Here is an 18257-nt window from a genome sequence, read left to right as displayed (position 1 = left end):
ATGGGTATCGTTTTCACTATGGTGGCACACTCCGCCGCGGACCGGATGGGCGGAAGCGGGTCAGGGGTGGAGCAGACCGATCTCGGGGGAGCCGGGCACCCCGCCCGCGCTGATCATCCGGCTGCTCATGCCCGCCTCCGCCGCCAGCTGTTCCAGCGTCAGGTTCTCCCAGGTGTACGCGTCCGTGGTGCTCCGCACCTGACGGCCGTCCCGGAAGACCTTCCACGAGGTGCGCCAGCGCATCACCTCCCCGCTCACCGGTTCCGCCTCCGTCCACCACTCGTACGTCTGCTCGCCGATCGTCTCGCGCAGCATGCGGAAGGGCGGGATGGTACGGGTGGCCCCGGCGCCCATCAGTTCGACGACGACGGGGGCGCCGGCCGGCAGCCTGCCGCGCAGCTCCCGCCACAGGGCCAGGCGTTCGTCCCGGGTCAGATGCCCCACGACGCCGAAGATCACCACCGCGCTCACCCTTGCGGGCAGCTGCAGCCGCTGAGCCGGGTCCGCGACCACGGTCACCCGGCGCCGCAGATCCGGGTCGCCGAAAACCCGGCTGGTGAGCATCGCGCGCATCGGCGTGGAGGGTTCGGCCGCGATGATGGGGACCCCGGGCAGCGCCCCGGCGATCACCTCCGTGATCCGGCCGGTCCCGGCCCCGATCTCCACCACGGGGCCGTGCGCGGTGTCGACCCCGGCCAGGGCCGTTCTCAGCGGCCCGGCGCTGGTGCGCACATGCCGGGCGGCGACCATCTCGTAGAACTCGGCGGAGGCCGTGTAGTAGTCGGCGACCATGGGGTGTCCTTTCCGTCAGGGGGTGCTGGGCCAGATCCGTGCGGGGCGGGTGGCGGGAAGGCCCAGGTCGCGGGCGATCACCTCGGCCACCCGCTCCCGTTGCGGGACGAGGAAGAAGTGGTCGCCGTCGAAGACGGTGACATCCAGCGGAGCGCGGGTGACGCCGGCCCAGGTGCGCGCGGCGGACGCGTCGCACTCCGGGTCGCGGTCCCCGGTCAGGACGCTGACCGGGCAGTCGAGAGGCGGGTGCGGGGCGGGCCGGTAGCACTCGATGAGCCGGTAGTCGCCGCGCACACAGCGCAGGACGGTGGCCCGCAGCTCCGGGTCGGCCAGCACCTCCGGTGGTGTCCCGCCCAGCCGGACGAGTTCGGCGGCCAGGGCCTCGTCACCGCGTCGATGCACCTCACCGCCCGTCGCGTGCCGGGGCGCGGGCCGACCGGAGGCCAGCAGCCGTACCGGGGGCGGCAGTTCGCGGCGCCGCAGTTCGAGGGCCACCTCGTAGGCGATGGCGCTGCCCATGCTGTGGCCGAACAGCGCGTAGGGGCCCTCCAGCGCGCCGGCGAGCGCGTCGGCGATCCGCTGGACCATCACGTCCATCGAGTCCACCGGGTCCTCCGCGAACCGGTCCTGCCGGCCCGGGTACTGCACCGTCACGGCATCGATCCCGGTGGGCAGCAGCACCTGCCACGGGCGGAAGGAGGAGGCCGCTCCGCCGGCGTGCGGGAAACACACCAGCAGGACGGACGCCTCCGGCCGGCTGAAGGGGCGGCGGAGCCACAGCTCCGTATCGCGGTTCATCGGCGGCATGACCCATTCCTGTTCAGCGGAAACCGCGCCGTGGCATCGGCGGGCGATCGTCATATAGTAGCCACTGCTTCCGCCGAGAAATGGACGATGCCCGGCCGACGTGCCTGCAATCCGCGGAACCGGAACGGTATTTCGCAGGAGCGAACATTCGATGCGCACCGCCGGCGCGTCCGTACGAAGGGAAATCCGCATGAGTGATGCCAGCCCCGACCACCCCGCCGCGCACCCGTTCCCCATGGCCCGGCAGTGCCCCTTCACGGCACCCGCGCAGTACGCGGCACTGCGCGCCGAGGCACCCGTGGCCCGCGTCACGCTCCCCACCGGACGGACGGCCTGGGTGGTCACCGGGTACCACGAGGTGCGGGCCGTACTGGCCGACCCGCGGGTCAGCGCGGACATCCGGCACCCCAACTTCCCCGCCCTGGTGGCCGGCGAGCAGGAGGTGGGGGCCAGGACCCGGCCCTTCATCCGGATGGACCCGCCCGAACACACCCGGTTCCGCCGGATGCTGCTCGCGGAGATGACCGTCCGCAAGTCGCGCCGCATGCGCCGCGACATCCAGCGGATCGTGGACGACCGGATCGACGAACTCCTCGCCTACGGACCGCCGGTCGACCTCGTCACGCACTACGCGCATGCCGTGTCCAGCACCGTGATGTGCGAACTGATCGGCGTGCGGCGTGCGGACGCCGCCTTCCGCCGCATCACCGGCACCCTCGGCTCCCAGGTCTTCGGCGGCGGCGCCAGCACCGCCGAGGGGGCGAGCGAGGGCATCGGTGCCCTGTCGTCCGTCATCGACGACGTGATCGCCGAGCGGGAAGAGACCCCGGGGGACGACCTGTGCAGCCGGCTCGTCGCCGAGCAGCTGCGCACCGGGCTGGTCGGCCGCGAGGAACTGGTCACCACCCTCGCCATCCTGGTGGTGGCCGGCTGGGAGACCACGACCAACCAGATCGCACTCAGCGTGCTGGCCCTGCTGGAGCGGCCCGAACTGATCGAGGAACTGCGCCGGGACCACTCCGTCCTGCCCGCCGCCGTGGAGGAGTTGCTGCGCGCGCTGTCCGTCGGCGACTCGATCGCCCTGCGCACCGCGACCGAGGACATCGAGATCGGCGGACACACCATCCCCGCGGGCGAGGGAATCATTCCTCTCCTTGCCGCAGCAAATCATGACCCGGAGATATTCAGTGATCCCGGGACCATTGATTTCGGGCGCGCTGAAAAACAGCACGTCGCTTTCAGCTACGGCGTGCATCAATGTGTCGGTCAGAACATCGCCCGGCTGGAATTGAACCTCGCGATCGGTACGCTGCTGGACCGTATTCCGACCCTGCGCGCGGCCGTTCCCGCGGACGCGGTCCGGTTCCGGCACGAAGGGATCGCCTTCGGGCCGGAACAGGTCCTCGTCACCTGGTGACCGGGCGCCGTTCCGCACCGCGCAGCACCCCGAGGTGCGGAACGGCCGCCGCGTGCGGCGCGGGTGGCCGCTCCAGCACCAGCCCGCTCTCCCGCGCGATCCGCTCCAGGCCGACCGTGTACCAGTGGTAGTGGTCGCGCACCTCGTGCACTTGCTTCCCGTCCTCGAACACCCGCCAGGTGGTGTCCAGCCGCATCCGCTCCTCGCCGGAGGGCTCCCCGGACATCCACCACTCGTACGTGCGGCGGCCGAGGGCGGCCCGGCGCAGCCGGGTCGGGGGCATCGAGACCGGCGCGGTCAGCCCCATCATCTCCACGATCAACGGGGCCCCGGGCGCCAGCCGTTCCGCCAGCGCGCGCAGCAGCTCCCGGCGGCCCGGGGCGTCGATGTGCCCCAGGACGCCGCAGAGCACCGCCGCGCAGATCCGGTCCGGCAGGGCCAGTTCGTGCGCCGCGTCGGGCCGTACGGTGACCCGCCGCGCGAGGTCGGGGTCCTCGGCCAGCCGCGCGGTGAGCACCGCCCGCATCCCGGCCGCCGGTTCTGCGGCGACGAGGTGGCAGTCCGGGTAGGCGCGGGCGATCTGCCGGGTGACCAGGCCGGTGCCCGCCCCGATGTCCAGCAGCGGGCCGCTGTGCGGGTCGATTCCGGCGAGCGCGGCGACCACGGCCGGGCCGGTGCGCGAGGTGTGCTCACCGGCGCCCAGATCGAAGAACTCGGCGGGGCCGGTGTAGCCCGCCCCCGGTTCGTCCCCGGCGCCGGCCGCCGCCGGGGGCCGGCGGGCGGCGGCGGCCTCGGCGGGACGGGGACCGCCGTCCGGCGCCGGATCCGGCGCGCCCGCCGGCTCCGGGTCCAGGTCGCGGACCGTCAGCGGGCGCGGGGCGGGCGGGCGGATGAGTTCGGGCGGGCCGAGCCGGGCCATCAGATCGCGCCACAGCCCGAAGACCGCCAGATCGTGGCCCGCCGACCGCAGCGGGTCGTCTCCCCTGGCGATGCCCTCGGCGAACGACCCGAGCGCCTCGCCGACCGCCTCGGGCCACCACGAGGAGAAGATGTCCGCGAAGCGCGGCGGCGTCCCGGCCGGATCGCCGACCACCTCGGCGGCGGGGAGCAGCAGATCCTCCGCCCCCGGCCCCGCCTCGAACACCAGCCGGTGGCCGTCGTCCCGGGGCGAGTGCAGCCTCGGATGCCACAGCACCGGCCCATGGGTGTCGGCGAGGGTGAGTACCCCACCCTCGGTGCCGATGGCGACGCGGTGCCAGAACAGCGCGTGGTTGTCGCGGTCCCCCGGGTGCAGCTGGTTCTGCACCCGCAGGGTCACCGGGGCACCGGCGATCGCGCCGTGCAGCAGCTGGACCGGGGTACGGTCCCCGGTGGCCGCGCCGACCTCCCGCGACACCGGCGCCGGGTCGTCCAGCCGCCAGGGGCGCAGCCCGCCCAGGGCCCGGCCGAGGATGTCCACCAGGGGAGCCAGGACGTGCACCGGGGCGGCGGCGTCCACGAACAGCACCGGCTGCCGGGCCCGCAGCGCGGTCGCCGCGCGCAGGAAGCGGCGCACCGACCGCACGTGCGGGTAGTGGGTGTTGACCCGGAACTGCCGGCCCCGGGCCCGGGCGAGACGGAGCGAACCGGCCAGTTCGTCCGGGTGCAGCGGGTGTTCCTGGAGGACGTGCACTCCGCGTTCCAGCAACTCCCGCCCCAGCTCCGTCCCGTTGCCGCCCATCACGGCGGACGGGACGGCGACGACGGCGGCGTCGATGTCGCCGGGCAGGTCGGCCAGCCGTGTCCAGCAGGGCACGCCGAGCTTCCCGGCCAGCGCGCGTGAGTGGGCGCCGCCCCGGGCCAGGATGCCGGCCAGCTCGAACCCGGGGTGGGCGTTCACCGCGTCGATGTAGAAGCGGCCGAAGTTGGTGCCCGCGACCACGGTGCGCAGCGGACGGCCGGGGGACGGCGGGGACGGCGGGACGGTCACAGGGCACCGTCCTCGAACGCGAGCTGCGCCGGGGCGCCGCCGGGCGCCGCGGTGGCGAACACCTCGACCTCGGCGGCCCCGTCCCGGGCCAGCTCCGCGACGACCTCGCCGGGGTCCAGCACGTCCCCGGCGAAGTGCAGCCCGGGCCGGATCCGGCCCGCCAGCAGGGCGCGTACGGTGAGCGCCGCGACGGCCCCGGTGAGCCGGTAGCTGTCCCCGGCCCGGACGACGGCGGTCCGCGACCAGGTGGGAGCGGACAGCGTGAAGACCATCCGGTAGTACGGGTCGGCGCCGGCGAGGTCGGCCTCGCTCGCCCGGATGACGCGGTCGATCACCGCGGCGCGCTGCTCCGGGGAGTCCACCGGCAGCGTGGGCAGCGCGGTGAACAGCGCACGGGTCCGGCGGCCGGGGAACACGTTGTACCAGTCGGCCCGCTCCAGGGGCAGGGCCGCGGCCAGCCGTTCGATCTCGGCGGTGAGCAGCGGCTGCACCGCCACCCGGTCCGGGTAGAAGGGCACTTCGGCGGACTCGTCGGTCCGCAGGACGCGCTGCTCGCGGCGGCCGTCGCGCCAGGCCGCCAGCGGGTGGCCGAACCGCTCGCCGCCCACCCCGCCCGTCGTGAGCGACAGCAGGATGTCGGCCGCGACGGTGGGGGTGGCCCGCTCCAGGCCCCCGGCGTGGACGGTCAGCGCGGTGGCCGCGGCCTCCCCGGGGCCGGTCAGCGCCAGGACATGGCGCGGGACGAGCACGGACAGGCCCGGTACGGTGCCGGCCGACAGCACGGCGGTGCGCCCGGCGGCCGGGGCCCCGGCGGCGGCCAGGGCCTCGGCGACCGGGTCGTCGCCCAGCACGTCCACGTAGTCGGCGCCGGCCGCCAGGGCCGCCCGCGCCACCGTCTCCTTGAGCAGGTAGCTCGGTCCCGCGCAGTTGAGGACCAGCCGGCTGCCCGCGCAGAACCGGGCCAGCGCGGCCGGGTCGGTGGCGTCCACCGCCATGACCCGGGCCCCGGGGCCCGCCTCCTCGGTGCCGATGGCTCCGGGGCGGCGGGCCCCCAGCCGGAGCGGGCCGGTGCCCGCCCGGGCCAGGGCGGCGACGGCGTGCCGGCCGACCTCTCCGGAGGCTCCCAGAACGGCGATCACGGCGTCATCCCTTCGACGATGTCGCTCAGGTGGCTGAAGACGGTGGGCACGTGATCGCCGGTCATGCAGGTGAAGTGCTGGCCGGGGATGTCCCGGCTGCTCAGTTCACCCAGGCAGATCTTCGCCCAGTGGTCGGTGATGGTGTCGGCGCTGCCCGGGAACGGGTAGGCGCCGTTGTGCCGCAGGAAGGTGATGTCCCCGGCGTACGGTTCGGCGCGGTGCCGGCTGAGCGCGAACGTGCTCTGCTGGTAGGTGCGCAGGGCGCGCAGCAGGCCCTCCGGCTGGTAGGTGCCGGCCAGTTCCGGCGGCAGGGCCTCCACCATCCGGCCCACCCGGGCCATCCTGGGCAGCGCCTCCAGGGCGGCGAAGGCCGCCGCGATGTCGGCGTACGCGCCGTCCAGGTCGGCGATCGCGCCGTCGGCGACCGCGTCGGGGGAGCGGTCGAGGACGGCCCCGACGGCCGCGCCCACCCGGTCCTGGTCCGCCGGGAAGCCGATGTGCGCCAGGTCCATGCCCATCATCAGGGCGAAGGAGTACTCCGACAGCAGCTCGTCGTCGATCCGGAAGGTGGGGCTGTGGCTGCTGATGACGGTGAGGCTGCGGACCTCCGCCCCCGACTCGCCCAGGACGCGGGCCACTTCGGTGGCGATGACCCCGCCCACGCAGTAGCCCACGATGTCGAACCGGGTGTGCCCGGCGTCTTGCAGGGCGCGGGCGTAGCGGGCGGCGAGCCGGTCGATCAGCCCGGTGGGGTCCGCGTTGAGGAACGCGTCCAGCTCCGGGATCTCCAGCCCCACCAGGGCGTTGCGGCCCGAGGACGCGGCCCGGATCTCGGTGATCAGCGGCCGGTAGGGCAGCAGGGTGCCGGTCCCGGCGTGCACCAGGACGGTCACCGGCCCGTCCGCCTCCTCCAGGGTGACGATCGGAGAGGACTCGGCGGCCTCGGTGCCCCCGGGGCCGGCCGAGACGTCGCGGAGGTAGTCGGCGAGCCCGGCCACGGTGGGCCGGCGCAGCAGATGCCGCAGCACGACCTCCCATTCGAGGTCCCACTCGCTGTCGAGACCGTCCAGGCCCTCCCGGAGCCGGCCGACGATGCGGGCCACCAGCAGGGAGTCGCCGCCGAGGGCGAACAGGTCGTCGTCACGGCCGACCCGCTCCAGCTCCAGCAGTTCGCACCACAGGGCGGCGAGCGCGCGCTCCAGAGCGTCGCGCGGCTGGTCGGACGCGGGGGCGAGGGCCTGCCGTTCGGGCCGGCCGGCCCAGCGCTCCAGCAGCGCCCGGTCGGTCTTGCCGTTCGCGGTCAGCGGCAGCGCGTCGAGGATCTGCCACTGGGCGGGCACCGCGTACTCGGGCAGCAGCGCGCCGGCGTGGGCGGCCAGCGCGGCGGCGTCCAGCGGCTCCCGGTACGGCTTGGGCTGGACGAAGTACAGCCGCTGGCCGAAGGCGGCGGCGGTGGACGCGTCGGCCGGGTACTCCGCCACGATCCTGCCCTCCCGCTCGGTCAGCAGCCGCGACCACTGCGCCGTCCCCAGGAAGGTCTGCTCCGCCTCCCGGCGGAGGTCGTCGAACGGACCGGCGTGCTCGGGCAGGAACTCGGTGGAGATCCGCACCGCGTGGTCCTCGTCGTCGGTGTTCTCCAGCAGGACGAGCCAGCCGCCCGGCGCCACCAGCGACCCCAGACGGTGCACCGCCGCGCCGATGTCGGGGAGGTTGTCGAGCACGCCGACGCACACCAGCACGTCCACGGAGTTGGGCGGGTAGCCCTGGTCACGCGGGTCGAGCGCCGGGTCGAAGGGCGCGCAGCGCACCCGCGGGTCGTCCGCGCACTCCGCCTCCACGGCGGCGCGGTGCCGGGCGGCGGGATCGGTGGCCAGGTAGTCGACGGGGGTGTCGCCCAGCGCCGCCAGGATGCCGGCGACGGCGCCGCCGCCGCGCAGTCCGGCCTCCATGATCCGCAGGGGGGCCGCGCCCGCGTGGCGGCGGGCGATCTCCCCGATGCCGTCCGCCAGGACCCGGTGGAGGGTACGGGAGGCGGTGTTGCCGCGGTATGCGGCGGCGAGCGCCTCGGGGGACGCGTCCGCGAAGGGCAGTTCGGCGACGGTGTGCTGCCCGGTGAGCAGCCGGGTCAGGATGCCGGCGCAGCGGCGGACGGTGGCGAACAGCTCGGGGGACCAGCGGGCCGCCCGTTCGTGTCCGGCCGCCGACTCCCAGGCCGCGGCGGTGGCCTCCGCGCCCGGGGCCCGCAGTTCCCGGTAGCCGCCGCCGGGCAGGGCGGTGAGCCGTCCGGCGTCGGCGAGTGAGCGCAGCCAGCGGCGGACCAGCCGGTGGTGGGCGGGGGCGACACCGAGCGCCGCGTTGATCTCCGCGGCGGTCCTGGGGCCGGACCCGTCGCCGAAGGCGGGGGCGAGGGTGTCCGCGATGGAGCACAGCGCGGCCTCGCCCAGCGCCGTACGGAAGGCGGCGAGCGCCGCCACGTCGACGCCGGACGACGCCTCGGCCATGGCCGCGTCCGCGGCGGGGGCGAGCCAGGCGGGGACGGGCAGCGGCGTGTCGCGGCGGGCGGGCTCCACGAACGCGGCCAGGGTCTGCGGCGCGGACGAGGGGGCCTCGCCCCGGCCGCCCGCGACGACCACGGCGGCGGCGCCCACGGCGGGCAGGGCGTCCAGAGCGGCCTGGATCTCGCCGAGTTCGATCCGGTAGCCGCGGATCTTCACCTGGTGGTCGTCGCGGCCGAGGAACTCGATCGAGCCGTCCGGCAGGTAACGGCCGAGGTCGCCGGTGCGGTACAGCCGTTCGCCGGTGCCGGGGTGGTGGACGAAACGTTCGGCGGTCCTGGCGCTGTCCCCGAGATAGCCCTGGGCGAGCCCGGCGCCGCCGATGTACAGCTCCCCGGGCACCAGGTCGGGGCGGGGCCGCAGGGCGGCGTCCAGCACATGGAAGGTCTGGTTGGCCAGCGGCTTGCCGTACGGGATGCTCCGGCGCCGCGCGTCGTCCGCGCCGATCGGGTGCTGGATGGACCAGATGGACGCCTCGGTGGCGCCGCCCAGGCTGTGCACCCGCGCGTGGGGCGCCCAGCGGGCGACGGCGGAGGGCAGGGTGGGCGGGATCCAGTCGCCGGAGAGCAGCATCAGCCGCAGCCCGGGCAGCGGCGGGTCGTCGGCCCGCAGATAATCGTGCAGCATCTGCAACTGGCCCGGCACCGAGTTCCACAGGGTGACGCCCTCGGCGCGGACGATCTCCGCCCAGCTGGAGGGGTCGCCGCGGCGCGCCGGATCGGGCAGCACCATGGCCGCGCCCAGGGACAGGGGGCCGAAGATGTCGTAGACCGACAGGTCGAAGCCGAGCTGGGCGAGGGCGAACACCCGGTCCTGCGGGCCGACCTCGTAGCGGCGGTTGATGTCGGCGACCGTGTTCAGCGCGGCGGCGTGCGAGATCATCACGCCCTTGGGCGCCCCGGTGGAGCCGGAGGTGTAGATGACGTAGGCCAGGTCGTCGGGTTCGGTGTCCGGGGCGTCGGCGGGCGGCGCGGCGGGCGGGCAGGTGTCCACCGGGAGGACGGTGAGGTGTTCGGGCCAGTCCTGGCCGGCTTCCAGCCAGGACTGGGTGAGGACGGCCGCGGCGTGCGCGTCGGAGAGGATGGTGTCCCGGCGGGCGCGCGGCTGGTTGGTGTCCAGCGGCAGATAGGCGGCCCCGGTCAGCAGGGTGGCGAGGACCGCGGCGGGCTGCTCCCAGCCCTTGTCCATGGTGATGGCGACGATGTCGCCGGCCCCGATGCCGGCGGCCCGCAGCGCCCGGGCCACGCCGCCGGCCCGCTCCAGCAGTTCGCCATAGGTCATCGTCCGGTCGCGGCCGATGACCGCCACGGCGTCCGGGGTGCGGCGGGCGACGGCCAGCGGGCCGTCCTGGAGCAGGCCCCGGGGGAGGGGCGCGGCGGTGTCGTTGGCCTGCTCGCGCACCGCCGCGGTGCGCGCGGGCAGCGCGACGCGGGCGGGCTCGCGCCAGGCGGCGGGGTCGTCGGCCAGGGTGGTCAGCAGGGCGGTGAACGCCTCGAAGAGGTCGGTCACCGTGTCCCCGGCGAGGACGCCCTCCCGGATGTCCCAGCTGAGGGCGAGGGTGTCGGCGCGTTCCATCACCTGGCAGTCGAGCCACACCTGCGGGGTCTGGGTCCTGGCGTGCCGCACCTGCGCGCGGGGCTGCCGGGTGGTGGCGGAGCCGAGGGTGCTGGTGAAGACGACGGGCATCAGCAGCGGGCCCGACTCGCCGGCCCGGCTCAGCTCGGCGAGGACCTGGCTGCCGGTGAACAGCGAGTGCGCCAGGTCCTCCAGGAGGTCGGCGCCGACGGTCTTGGCACGCTCGGCGAAGCTCGCCTCCTCCCGCAGATCGACGGCCAGGAGTTCGACGGCGGTGAAGTCGCCCACCAGCCGGTCGACCTGGTCGTGCAGCGGCAGCCGGGTGAAGGTGGGGACGTTGAGCATGAAGCGGGGGCTGCCGCTCCAGCGGCCGATGACCTCGGCGTAGGCGGTCAGCGCGGCGGTGGAGGCGGTGAGGCCGTTGGCCGCGGCGTTGGCCTCGAAGGCGCGGCGGCGGCGGGCGTCGAGCCGCGCCTCCAGCCGGCGGAACGGTCCCACGGCCGTCGTCCCCGTACCGGCCACCGGGAGTTCGGGTGCCGGGGGCAGCTCGGGCAGCCGGCGCGTCCAGTAGGCGCGGTGCCGGTCGTACTCGCCGGTGAGCGTCTGGCGGCGGCGGGTCAGGACGTAGTCGCGGAACCCGATGTCCAGCGGTTCGAGCCGCTTGCCGTGGTAGACGTCCTCCAGCTCGGCCAGCACGAGCAGCAGGCTCGCGTAGTCGACGATCAGCTGGTCGATGGACAGGTGCAGGATCAGTTCGTCGTCGCAGTGGGTCATGCGGAGTGCGAACAGCGGGGGCACGTCGGTGGGCGGTACCCGGGCGGCCAGTTCCTCCCGGACGCTCTCGACGTGCCGTTCCACCTCCTCGGCGGCGGCGCCGCGCAGATCGCGGGCGGCGATGGGGTGTTCGGGGATGCTGGGGAGGACTTCCTGGTACCCGTCGGGGTGGACGGTGGCCCGCAGCATGTCGTGCCGGCCGACGATCCGCCACCAGGCGTCATTGAGCCGTGCGGGATCGGTTTCCGCCGGGTAGGAGAGTTCGACGTAGACGTGGCAGGCGACCTCGCCGTAGCCGTAGGCGCTGCCCCGGCCGACGAGGTAGGCGGCCTGGATGTCGGTGAGCGGGAACGGCTGGTGCGCGGCGGCCGGGTCGGGGACGATCCGGGTGGCGAGGGCGCGCTCGGCGAGGTGGGCGAGGACCTCCGCGCGGTGGGCACGCAGCAGCGCCTTGCGCTCCTCGGTCAGCGCGCCCTGCGGGGCGCGGAACCGCAGGGTTCCCTCCTCCTCCCAGAGCCGGATGCCGTCCTTTTCCAGGTCGGAGACGATCTGCTGGGCGTTCATATGATTCCGCTCTCTTCCGGCAGGTGGGTGGTGGCAGAGCTTTCGGCCTGGACCGCGAGATCGGCCAGGGTGGCGGCGGCGAGGAAGGTCCGTACCGGGACGTCCGCTCCCAGCTCGCTGTTGACGGCGGCGACCAGCCGCAGGGCGGTGATGCTGTCCCCGCCCTCGGCGAAGAACCCGGCGTGCCGGTCGGTGACCTCGGTGCCCAGCACCCGCTCCCAGATGGCGGCGACGCGCCGTTCCATCGGGGTGGCGGGCGGCCCGGCCCGTCCGGAGGTGGCCGCGGCGAGCGAGGCCAGCCGCTCCCGGTCGGCGGTGCCGTCCGGGGTCAGCGGGAGCCGGTCCAGGAAGGTGTAGCCGGTGGGGGTGGCGTGGGCCGGCAGCAGGGTGCTCAGCTGCCGCGCCAGGTCGGTGGGTTCGGCGCCCCGGGCGGCGACGACGGCGTGCAGCCGCCGGTGGGTGTCCTCGCCCAGGGCGAGGACCACGGCGTGCCCGATACCGGGGTGTGCCTCCAGGGCGGTCTCGACCTCGCCGGGTTCGACCCGGCGGCCCGCGAGGGTGACCGCCTGGCCGGCGGGGCCCAGGAACTCCACCGTGGCGTCCGGCCGGAACCGGGCCCGCTCCCCGGTGCGGTACCAGCGCCCGGTGCCGTCGCCGGACGGGGCGGACGGGGCGGACGGGTCACCGGCGCCGGTCTCCCGCAGCGGCAGCGCGTCCCCGCCGATCCACAGTTCGCCGACGACCCACTCCGGGCAGTCCCGGCCCCGGCTGTCCACCACCCGCAGCGCGTGCCCGGGCAGTGGCGTACCGCGCGGGAACGCCAGCGGTGTACGCGGGTCCTGATCCGCCGTCAGCACGCTCGCCCACAGTGGGGCGCCGGTCGCCGCGCCCAGGGCCACCAGCGCGCAGCCGTCGCCGGCGGCCTCCCGCAGCCGGCCGGGCAGGTCCGGCGGAACGCGGCCCGCGGACACCACAGCCAGCCGCAGCCGGTGCGCGGGGCGCCGGCCGTCGCCGGCGGGCAGCGCGTCCAGCAACTGATCGAGCTGGAGCGGGGTGGTGTCGCTGACCGTCACCTCGTGCCGGACCACGAGCGCGGCCCAGGCGGCGGGGTCCTCCTGCTCGGCGCCGTTCGGCAGGACCAGGCTGCCGCCGCTGCCCAGGACACCGAAGAGGTCGAAGACGGAGCGGTCGGTGCCGAGCGGGCCGAGGGCGAGCACCCGGTCCGCCCCGGTGACCGCCACGCGCTCGCCCAGCCCGGCGAGGGCGGCCCGCGCGGCGGCGTGGGAGGTCAGCACGCCGCGCGGCGCACCGCCCGGCCCGGTGCGGAACCGGCAGTAGGCGGCGGCGGTGGCGTCCCCGCTGCCGGGCGGACACGGCGCGGCGGAGGCGAGCAGCAGCGGCAGCGGGACCCGTACCGGACTGCCGGGCCCGGATCCGGTCTCGGCCTCGGCGGATGCCGTGGGGTCGGCGGGGCCGGCGGCGGTGATGACCGTGGCCGCCTCCGCGGCCTGGTAGCGGGCCTCCCGTTCCGCCTCGGGCAGCCCCGGATCGACGGCCGCGAACGCCGCGCCGGCCCGCAGCACCCCGAGCGCCGCGGTGATCTGGTCGGCCCGGGACGGCAGGGTCAGGGCGACGGTGTCGCCCGGCCCCACCCCGCGCTCGGCCAGCGCGGCGGCCACCCGCTCGGCGCGCCCGGCGAGCGCCCCGTACGTCAGATCGCCCTCCGCGCACCGCACGGCCGTCCGGCCGGGGTCCGCCGCCGCCCGGTCGAAGAACGCCCCGTGCAGCGACCCGGCGGCGGGCGGCCTTCCGGCGCCCCCGTTCCCGGCCTCCCGGCGCCGCCGCACCTGCTCCGCGGGCGGGGCCAGCGGCAGCGGCCCGGCCCACTCCTCCTCCACCAGCCGGTCCACCAGCGCGCAGTAGGTGTCGAACATGGCGTCCAGCACGCCGGGGAGGAACAGCTCCTCGATGCCGTCCCAGCTGATGAGGATGCCGCCCCGGGACTCGGTGACCTGGTTGTCCAGCATCACCTGGGGCGTCTGGGAGATCCCGAAGACCTTGGCGGGGAAGGTGTCGGAGAGATCCTTGACCTCGCGGTCCCCGACCCCGACCGAACTGCTGAACACCACCGGCATGGCGGCGTCCACCGTCCCGGTCCGCCGGGCCAGCTCCTGCATCAGCCAGATCGCCGACTCCTCCCGGTGGTCCAGGTCCTCGCCCATGACGCCCTGGAGCCGCTGCGCCGCCGCCGGCCACTCCTCGTCCGGGAGCGGCCGGTGCCCGATGAGGGACACCGAGGTGAAGTCACCGATCAGCCGGTGGATGTGCGGGTGGACCGGCAGCCGGTTGAAGAGGGTGAGGTTGACCGTCACCCCGTCCTGCTCGCTCCAGGCGGCGAGGACCTCCACGTAGCACAGCAGCAGGACCGCCGAGGGCGTCAGCTGATGCCGCGCCGCCTTGCGCCGCAGCCGCTCCCAGCGATCGGCCGCGAGCGGGCGGGAGCGCCGGGTGAAGTGCGGACGGGCGAGGGCGGAGGGGTCGCCGGCCAGCGGCAGCGCGGGCGCCGGGGGCAGGGTGTCGAGCCGCTTCAGCCAGTAGGCGCGGGCGCGCTCCACGGCGTCCGCGTCGGGGACGACCTCCAGCACGTAGTCGCGGAAGGAGACGTCGATCGGCGGCAGCGGCGCCTCGGGATCCTGGTAGAGCGTGTCGAGTTCGCCGTACAGGGCGATGATGGACGCCCCGTCGAGCACGATGTAGTCCAGGCCGATGGCCAGCCGGGTCCTGGTCTGCCCCCGGTGCGGGTAGCGCACCGCCCGCACGTCGAAGAGCGGCCACCGGGTCAGGTCCAGCCGCCGGTGGGAGGACTCCTGACGGAGCGCCGCCAGCGCGGCGTCCGCCTCGCTCTCGTGCTCGACCTCGGTCACCTCGATGGCCGGCTCCGGCACTTCGGGGAGGATGCGCTGCCGGCCCTGGTCGTCGAAGACGGCGCGCAGCATCTCGTGCCGCCGGACGAGCCGGCGCCAGGCGCGCCGCAGCCGGTCCAGATCGACATCGGCGCCGTCGAACTCGCTGTAGTGGTACGTGCCCACGCCGCCCAGCGGCAGCCGGTCGTCGCGGCCGATCCAGAACGCGCGCTGGACATCGGTGGGTGGGAACGGGTCGTGGCGGTGCGCCGGGTCGCCCTCGGTCAGGACGTCCTCCCGGGCGACCGTCCGGGTCACCGCCTCGGCGAACTCGGCGAGCCGGGGATGGCTGAACAGCCGGGCGACTCCGGCGCCGCCCGCGCCGCGCCGGCGGAGCAATGCGATCATCCGGGTGGCGAGCAGCGAGTCGCCGCCCAGCGCGAAGAAGGAGTCGTGGCGGCCGATGCCGTCGGCGCCGAGGAGTTCGGACCACACCTGGGCCACCACCGTCTCGGCCCAGCCGGTCGGCGGGCCGCCGTTGCCGGCCGGGGCGGCGTCGCCGGGACGCTCCGCCAGCAGCGCGGCGGCCCGCTCGCGGTCGGGCTTGCCGTTCCGGGTCAGCGGCAGCGCGTCCACGACCGTCACCCGGCCGGGGACCATGTACGCGGGCAGCGCGGCCCGCAGGGTGGCGCCGACCTCCTCCGCCGTGGTGGCCCCGGCCACGACCAGGCCCAGCCCGCGGGGTTCGCCGGTCACCACGGCGACGGCGGCGTGCACGCCGGGGTGGCCGGCCGCGGTGGCCTCCACCTCGCCGAGTTCGATGCGGTGGCCGTTGATCTTCACCTGGTGGTCGGTGCGGCCGAGGAACTCCAGGACGCCGTCGTCGCGGTAGCGGGCCCGGTCCCCGGTGCGGTACCAGCGGTGCCCGTCGTGCTGGACGAACCGCTCGGCGGTACGCGCCGGGTCGCCCCGGTAGCCGTCCGCCAGGCCGGTGCCGGCCACCCACAGTTCGCCGGGTACCCAGTCGGGGCAGTCCCGGCCCCGGCTGTCGACGACGCGGGTCCGCATGCCGGGCAGCGGGACGCCCCAGGGGACGGACGTCCAGTGCTCCGGGATGTCGCCGACCTCGAAGACGGTCGAGTGGACGGCCGCCTCGGTCATGCCGCCCAGGGCGACGAAGCGGGCTTCCGGCACCAGGGCCCGCAGCCGCGGGGGCAGATCGAGGCCCACCCAGTCGCCGCCGAGCAGGACCAGCCGCAGCGAGGTGCCCGGGTCGCGGCCGGTCTCGGCGGCCGTCAGCAGCATGTCCAGCAGGGCGGGGACGCAGTTGACGAGGGTCACGCCGTGCTCGCGGACCAGCTCGGCCCACCGCTGCGCGTCCCGCTGGGCGCTCTGGTCGATGAGGACGACCGAGCCGCCGGCCGACAGCGGGCCGAACAGGTCGTAGACCGACATGTCGAAGTCGAGTTCGGCCAGGGCGAGTCCCCGGTCGGCCGGGCCGACCCCGAACCGTTCGTTGATCGCCGCCAGGGTGTTCATCGCGGCCCGGTGGGAGACCTCCACGCCCTTGGGCACGCCGGTGGAGCCGGAGGTGAAGATGAGGTAGGCGAGGGAGTCGGCCGGCTGGTCCAGGGCCGGGGGGACCGGACCGAGGTCGTCGGCGGCGTCGAGGGACAGTACCGGGGTCGTCCCGGCCAGGCGCTCCCGCCAGGGCGCGCTGTGCGGGGTGTCGGTGAGGACGGCGGCGGCCCCGGCGGCGCCGGTGACGAGCGCGGCCCGTTCGGCCGGCTGCCCGGTGCCGACGGGGACGTACGCCGCTCCGGCACCGAGTGTGCCCAGCACGGCCGCGACCTGCGCGGCGCCCCGGGGGAGACTGACGACGACGGTGTCCCCGGGTTGGACGCCCTCGGACCGCAGCAGGGCGGTGACCCGGCCGGCCCACCGGGCCAGCTCCCCGTAGCCGACCGGCCGGCCCCGCTCGTCGATCAGGGCGACCCGCTCGGGGTCGGCGGCGGCGGTGCGGTGGAAACCCTCGTGCAGGCGGGCGGGGCCGGCGGCCGGGTCCGTACCGTTGACCCGCTCCCGTACCCGGAGCTGCGCGGCGGGCAGTTGCGGGCCGACCGGGCGGGACCAGGTGGCCTCGTCGTCGACGAGGGAGTCGATGAGCCGGCGGTAGGCGGTGAACGCCGCGGTGACGGTGCCGGGTTCGAAGAGGTTCTCCCGGACGTCCCAGTTGAGCAGGAGACCGCCGTCGAGTTCGGTGACCTGGGCGTCCAGCCACACCTGCGGGCCCTGGGAGATGATCCACACGGGTTCGCCGAACGTCTCCCGGACGGGGCGGTCGTAGACCTCTCCGAGGCCGAGCGCGCTGGTGTAGACGACCGGCGCGAGGCGCGGGGTGCCGCCGGCGGCGCGGGTGAGGTCACGCAGGACCTCGACCCCGGAGTACGCGCCCCGGGCGATGGCCGCCCGCAGTCCGGCCCGGATCGCTCCGGCGTGCTCGGTGAAGGGCCGGTCCTCCGTGAGATCGACGTCGAGGAGGATCGAGGAGCTGAAGTCGCCGACGAGCCGTTCGACGCCGGGGGTGGCGGTGTCGCGGTGGAACAGCGGGAGGTTCAGCAGGAAGCGGGGCTCCGCGCTCCAGGCGGCCAGCACTTCGGCGAAGGCGGTGGCCAGCACGGCGGTGGGGGTCAGCCCGTGCTGCTTGGACCGCTCCAGCAGCCGGGCGGTCCGCTCCGGGTCCAGCCGGTGGTGCAGCCGGGTGGTGCGGTGGTGGTGCGGGGCGGAGGACTCCGGGCTCAGCGGGTCCACGACGGTGGGCAGCGCGGGGGGCGCGCTCAGGGTGTGCAGCCGCTCCTGCCACCAGGCGCGCGCCTGCTCGCGGTCCTCGGTCCGCTCGGCGCCGGTCCGTTCCAGGTAGGCGCGGTAGCCGGTGGGCAGTTCGGGCAGCGGGGTGTCCGGCGCGGTGTACAGGTGCTGGAGGTCGGCCAGCAGGACCCGCATGCTCGCGGCGTCGGCGGCGATCATGTCGAGGTCGATGTGCAGCCGGGTGGCGCCGCCGGGCAGCAGGGACAGCGCGACGTCGAACACCTCGCCCCGCTCCACGTCCATCCGGCGGTGGGTGGAGCTCTCCCGTATCCGGTCCAGGGCGGGGGAGATGTCCTCGGGCGGTGTGGCGGTGAGGTCGTGGACGGTGATCGCGGGGTGTGACGGTGCGTCCGAGACGCGCTGGCGTCCGTCGTCGAGCACGGTGATCCGCAGCATCTCGTGGCGCAGCCGCAGCGCGGTGACGGCGGTGGCCAGCCGGCCGGGTTCCACGCCGTGGCCGTCCAGTTCGGCGTAGAAGTGGGCCCCTACGCCGCCCAGGGGCTGGTCGTCCTGGCGGCCGATCCAGTACGCGTGCTGCATGAGGCCGAGCGGGAAGGCACCGTCCCCGGCGTCGGCGGCGGCTCCGTCCGGTGCGGCCCCGTCCGCTGGGTCCGCCGCCGGTGGCGCGCCGGTGGTGCCGTCCGCGGCGGCCAGCAGCCGTTCCCAGTCGCGGACGGTGGGGGATTCGGCGAGCTCTTCGTAGCCGACGCCGAGTCCCTGGCGCCGCCACTGGGCGGTGAGCCGGATGAGGCCGAGTGAGTCGAGCCCCAGTGCGAACACGTCGTCGTCGGGGCCGATGTCGTGGGGCGGGATCTCCAGCAGGGCGGCGACCGCCGCCAGGATGTCCGGCCTGTTCACGGCTGCCCGTCCCGGTTCCGTTGCCTCGGTCACGAG

7 protein-coding genes are annotated in these 18257 nt (G+C 75.3%); 1 reads left to right on the top strand and 6 read right to left on the bottom strand.

Annotation, left to right across the window (positions count from 1 at the left end):
* Positions 1 to 60: 60 nt before the first annotated feature.
* Positions 61 to 792: a class I SAM-dependent methyltransferase gene (locus BM385_RS02845; protein ID WP_019434236.1), complete on the bottom strand. Its 732-nt coding sequence runs from the start codon at positions 790 to 792 to the stop codon at positions 61 to 63.
* A gap of 15 nt (positions 793 to 807) precedes the next feature.
* Positions 808 to 1599, bottom strand: coding sequence for a thioesterase II family protein (locus tag BM385_RS02840; protein WP_019434237.1), 792 nt, complete (start codon positions 1597 to 1599; stop codon positions 808 to 810).
* Positions 1600 to 1789: 190 nt separating this feature from the next.
* On the opposite strand from BM385_RS02840, the gene BM385_RS02835 reads away from it, so the two are divergent.
* Positions 1790 to 3016, top strand: a complete 1227-nt coding sequence (locus BM385_RS02835) for a cytochrome P450 (protein WP_093842066.1) — start codon at positions 1790 to 1792, stop codon at positions 3014 to 3016.
* On the opposite strand, the gene BM385_RS28135 is transcribed toward BM385_RS02835, so the two are convergent.
* The 4 genes from BM385_RS28135 to BM385_RS02815 are packed head-to-tail and all read right to left on the bottom strand — an operon-like array spanning position 3006 to position 18221.
* On the bottom strand, positions 3006 to 4985 hold the full coding sequence (locus BM385_RS28135) for a Gfo/Idh/MocA family oxidoreductase (protein ID WP_093842065.1): 1980 nt from the start codon (positions 4983 to 4985) through the stop codon (positions 3006 to 3008). The genes BM385_RS02835 and BM385_RS28135 overlap by 11 nt on opposite strands.
* The gene (locus BM385_RS02825) at positions 4982 to 6124 is read right to left on the bottom strand and encodes a saccharopine dehydrogenase NADP-binding domain-containing protein (RefSeq protein WP_093842064.1); all 1143 of its coding nucleotides are present in this window, start codon (positions 6122 to 6124) and stop codon (positions 4982 to 4984) included. The genes BM385_RS28135 and BM385_RS02825 overlap by 4 nt, the downstream gene beginning before the upstream one ends.
* Positions 6121 to 11592, bottom strand: coding sequence for a non-ribosomal peptide synthetase (locus BM385_RS02820; protein ID WP_093842063.1), 5472 nt, complete (start codon positions 11590 to 11592; stop codon positions 6121 to 6123). The genes BM385_RS02825 and BM385_RS02820 overlap by 4 nt, the downstream gene beginning before the upstream one ends.
* Complete coding sequence (locus BM385_RS02815) at positions 11589 to 18221, bottom strand: non-ribosomal peptide synthetase (RefSeq protein ID WP_093842062.1); 6633 nt, start codon at positions 18219 to 18221, stop codon at positions 11589 to 11591. The genes BM385_RS02820 and BM385_RS02815 overlap by 4 nt, the downstream gene beginning before the upstream one ends.
* Positions 18222 to 18257: the final 36 nt, after the last annotated feature.

The sequence above is a fragment of the Streptomyces harbinensis genome (genome assembly GCF_900116145.1).
GTDB classification, from domain to species: Bacteria; Actinomycetota; Actinomycetes; order Streptomycetales; family Streptomycetaceae; genus Streptomyces; species Streptomyces carpaticus.
The sequence above is the reverse complement of the archived record's forward strand: the minus strand, read 5'-3'. Positions and strand labels throughout refer to the sequence as shown.

What these genes read in the sequence shown, in the direction of transcription:
- BM385_RS02845 (WP_019434236.1), bottom strand. Translation starts at nt 792, where the DNA reads ATGGTCGCCGACTACTACACGGCCTCCGCCGAGTTCTACGAGATGGTC.
- BM385_RS02840 (WP_019434237.1), bottom strand. Translation starts at nt 1,599, where the DNA reads ATGCCGCCGATGAACCGCGATACGGAGCTGTGGCTCCGCCGCCCCTTC.
- BM385_RS02835 (WP_093842066.1), top strand. Translation starts at nt 1,790, where the DNA reads ATGAGTGATGCCAGCCCCGACCACCCCGCCGCGCACCCGTTCCCCATG.
- BM385_RS02820 (WP_093842063.1), bottom strand. Translation starts at nt 11,592, where the DNA reads ATGAACGCCCAGCAGATCGTCTCCGACCTGGAAAAGGACGGCATCCGG.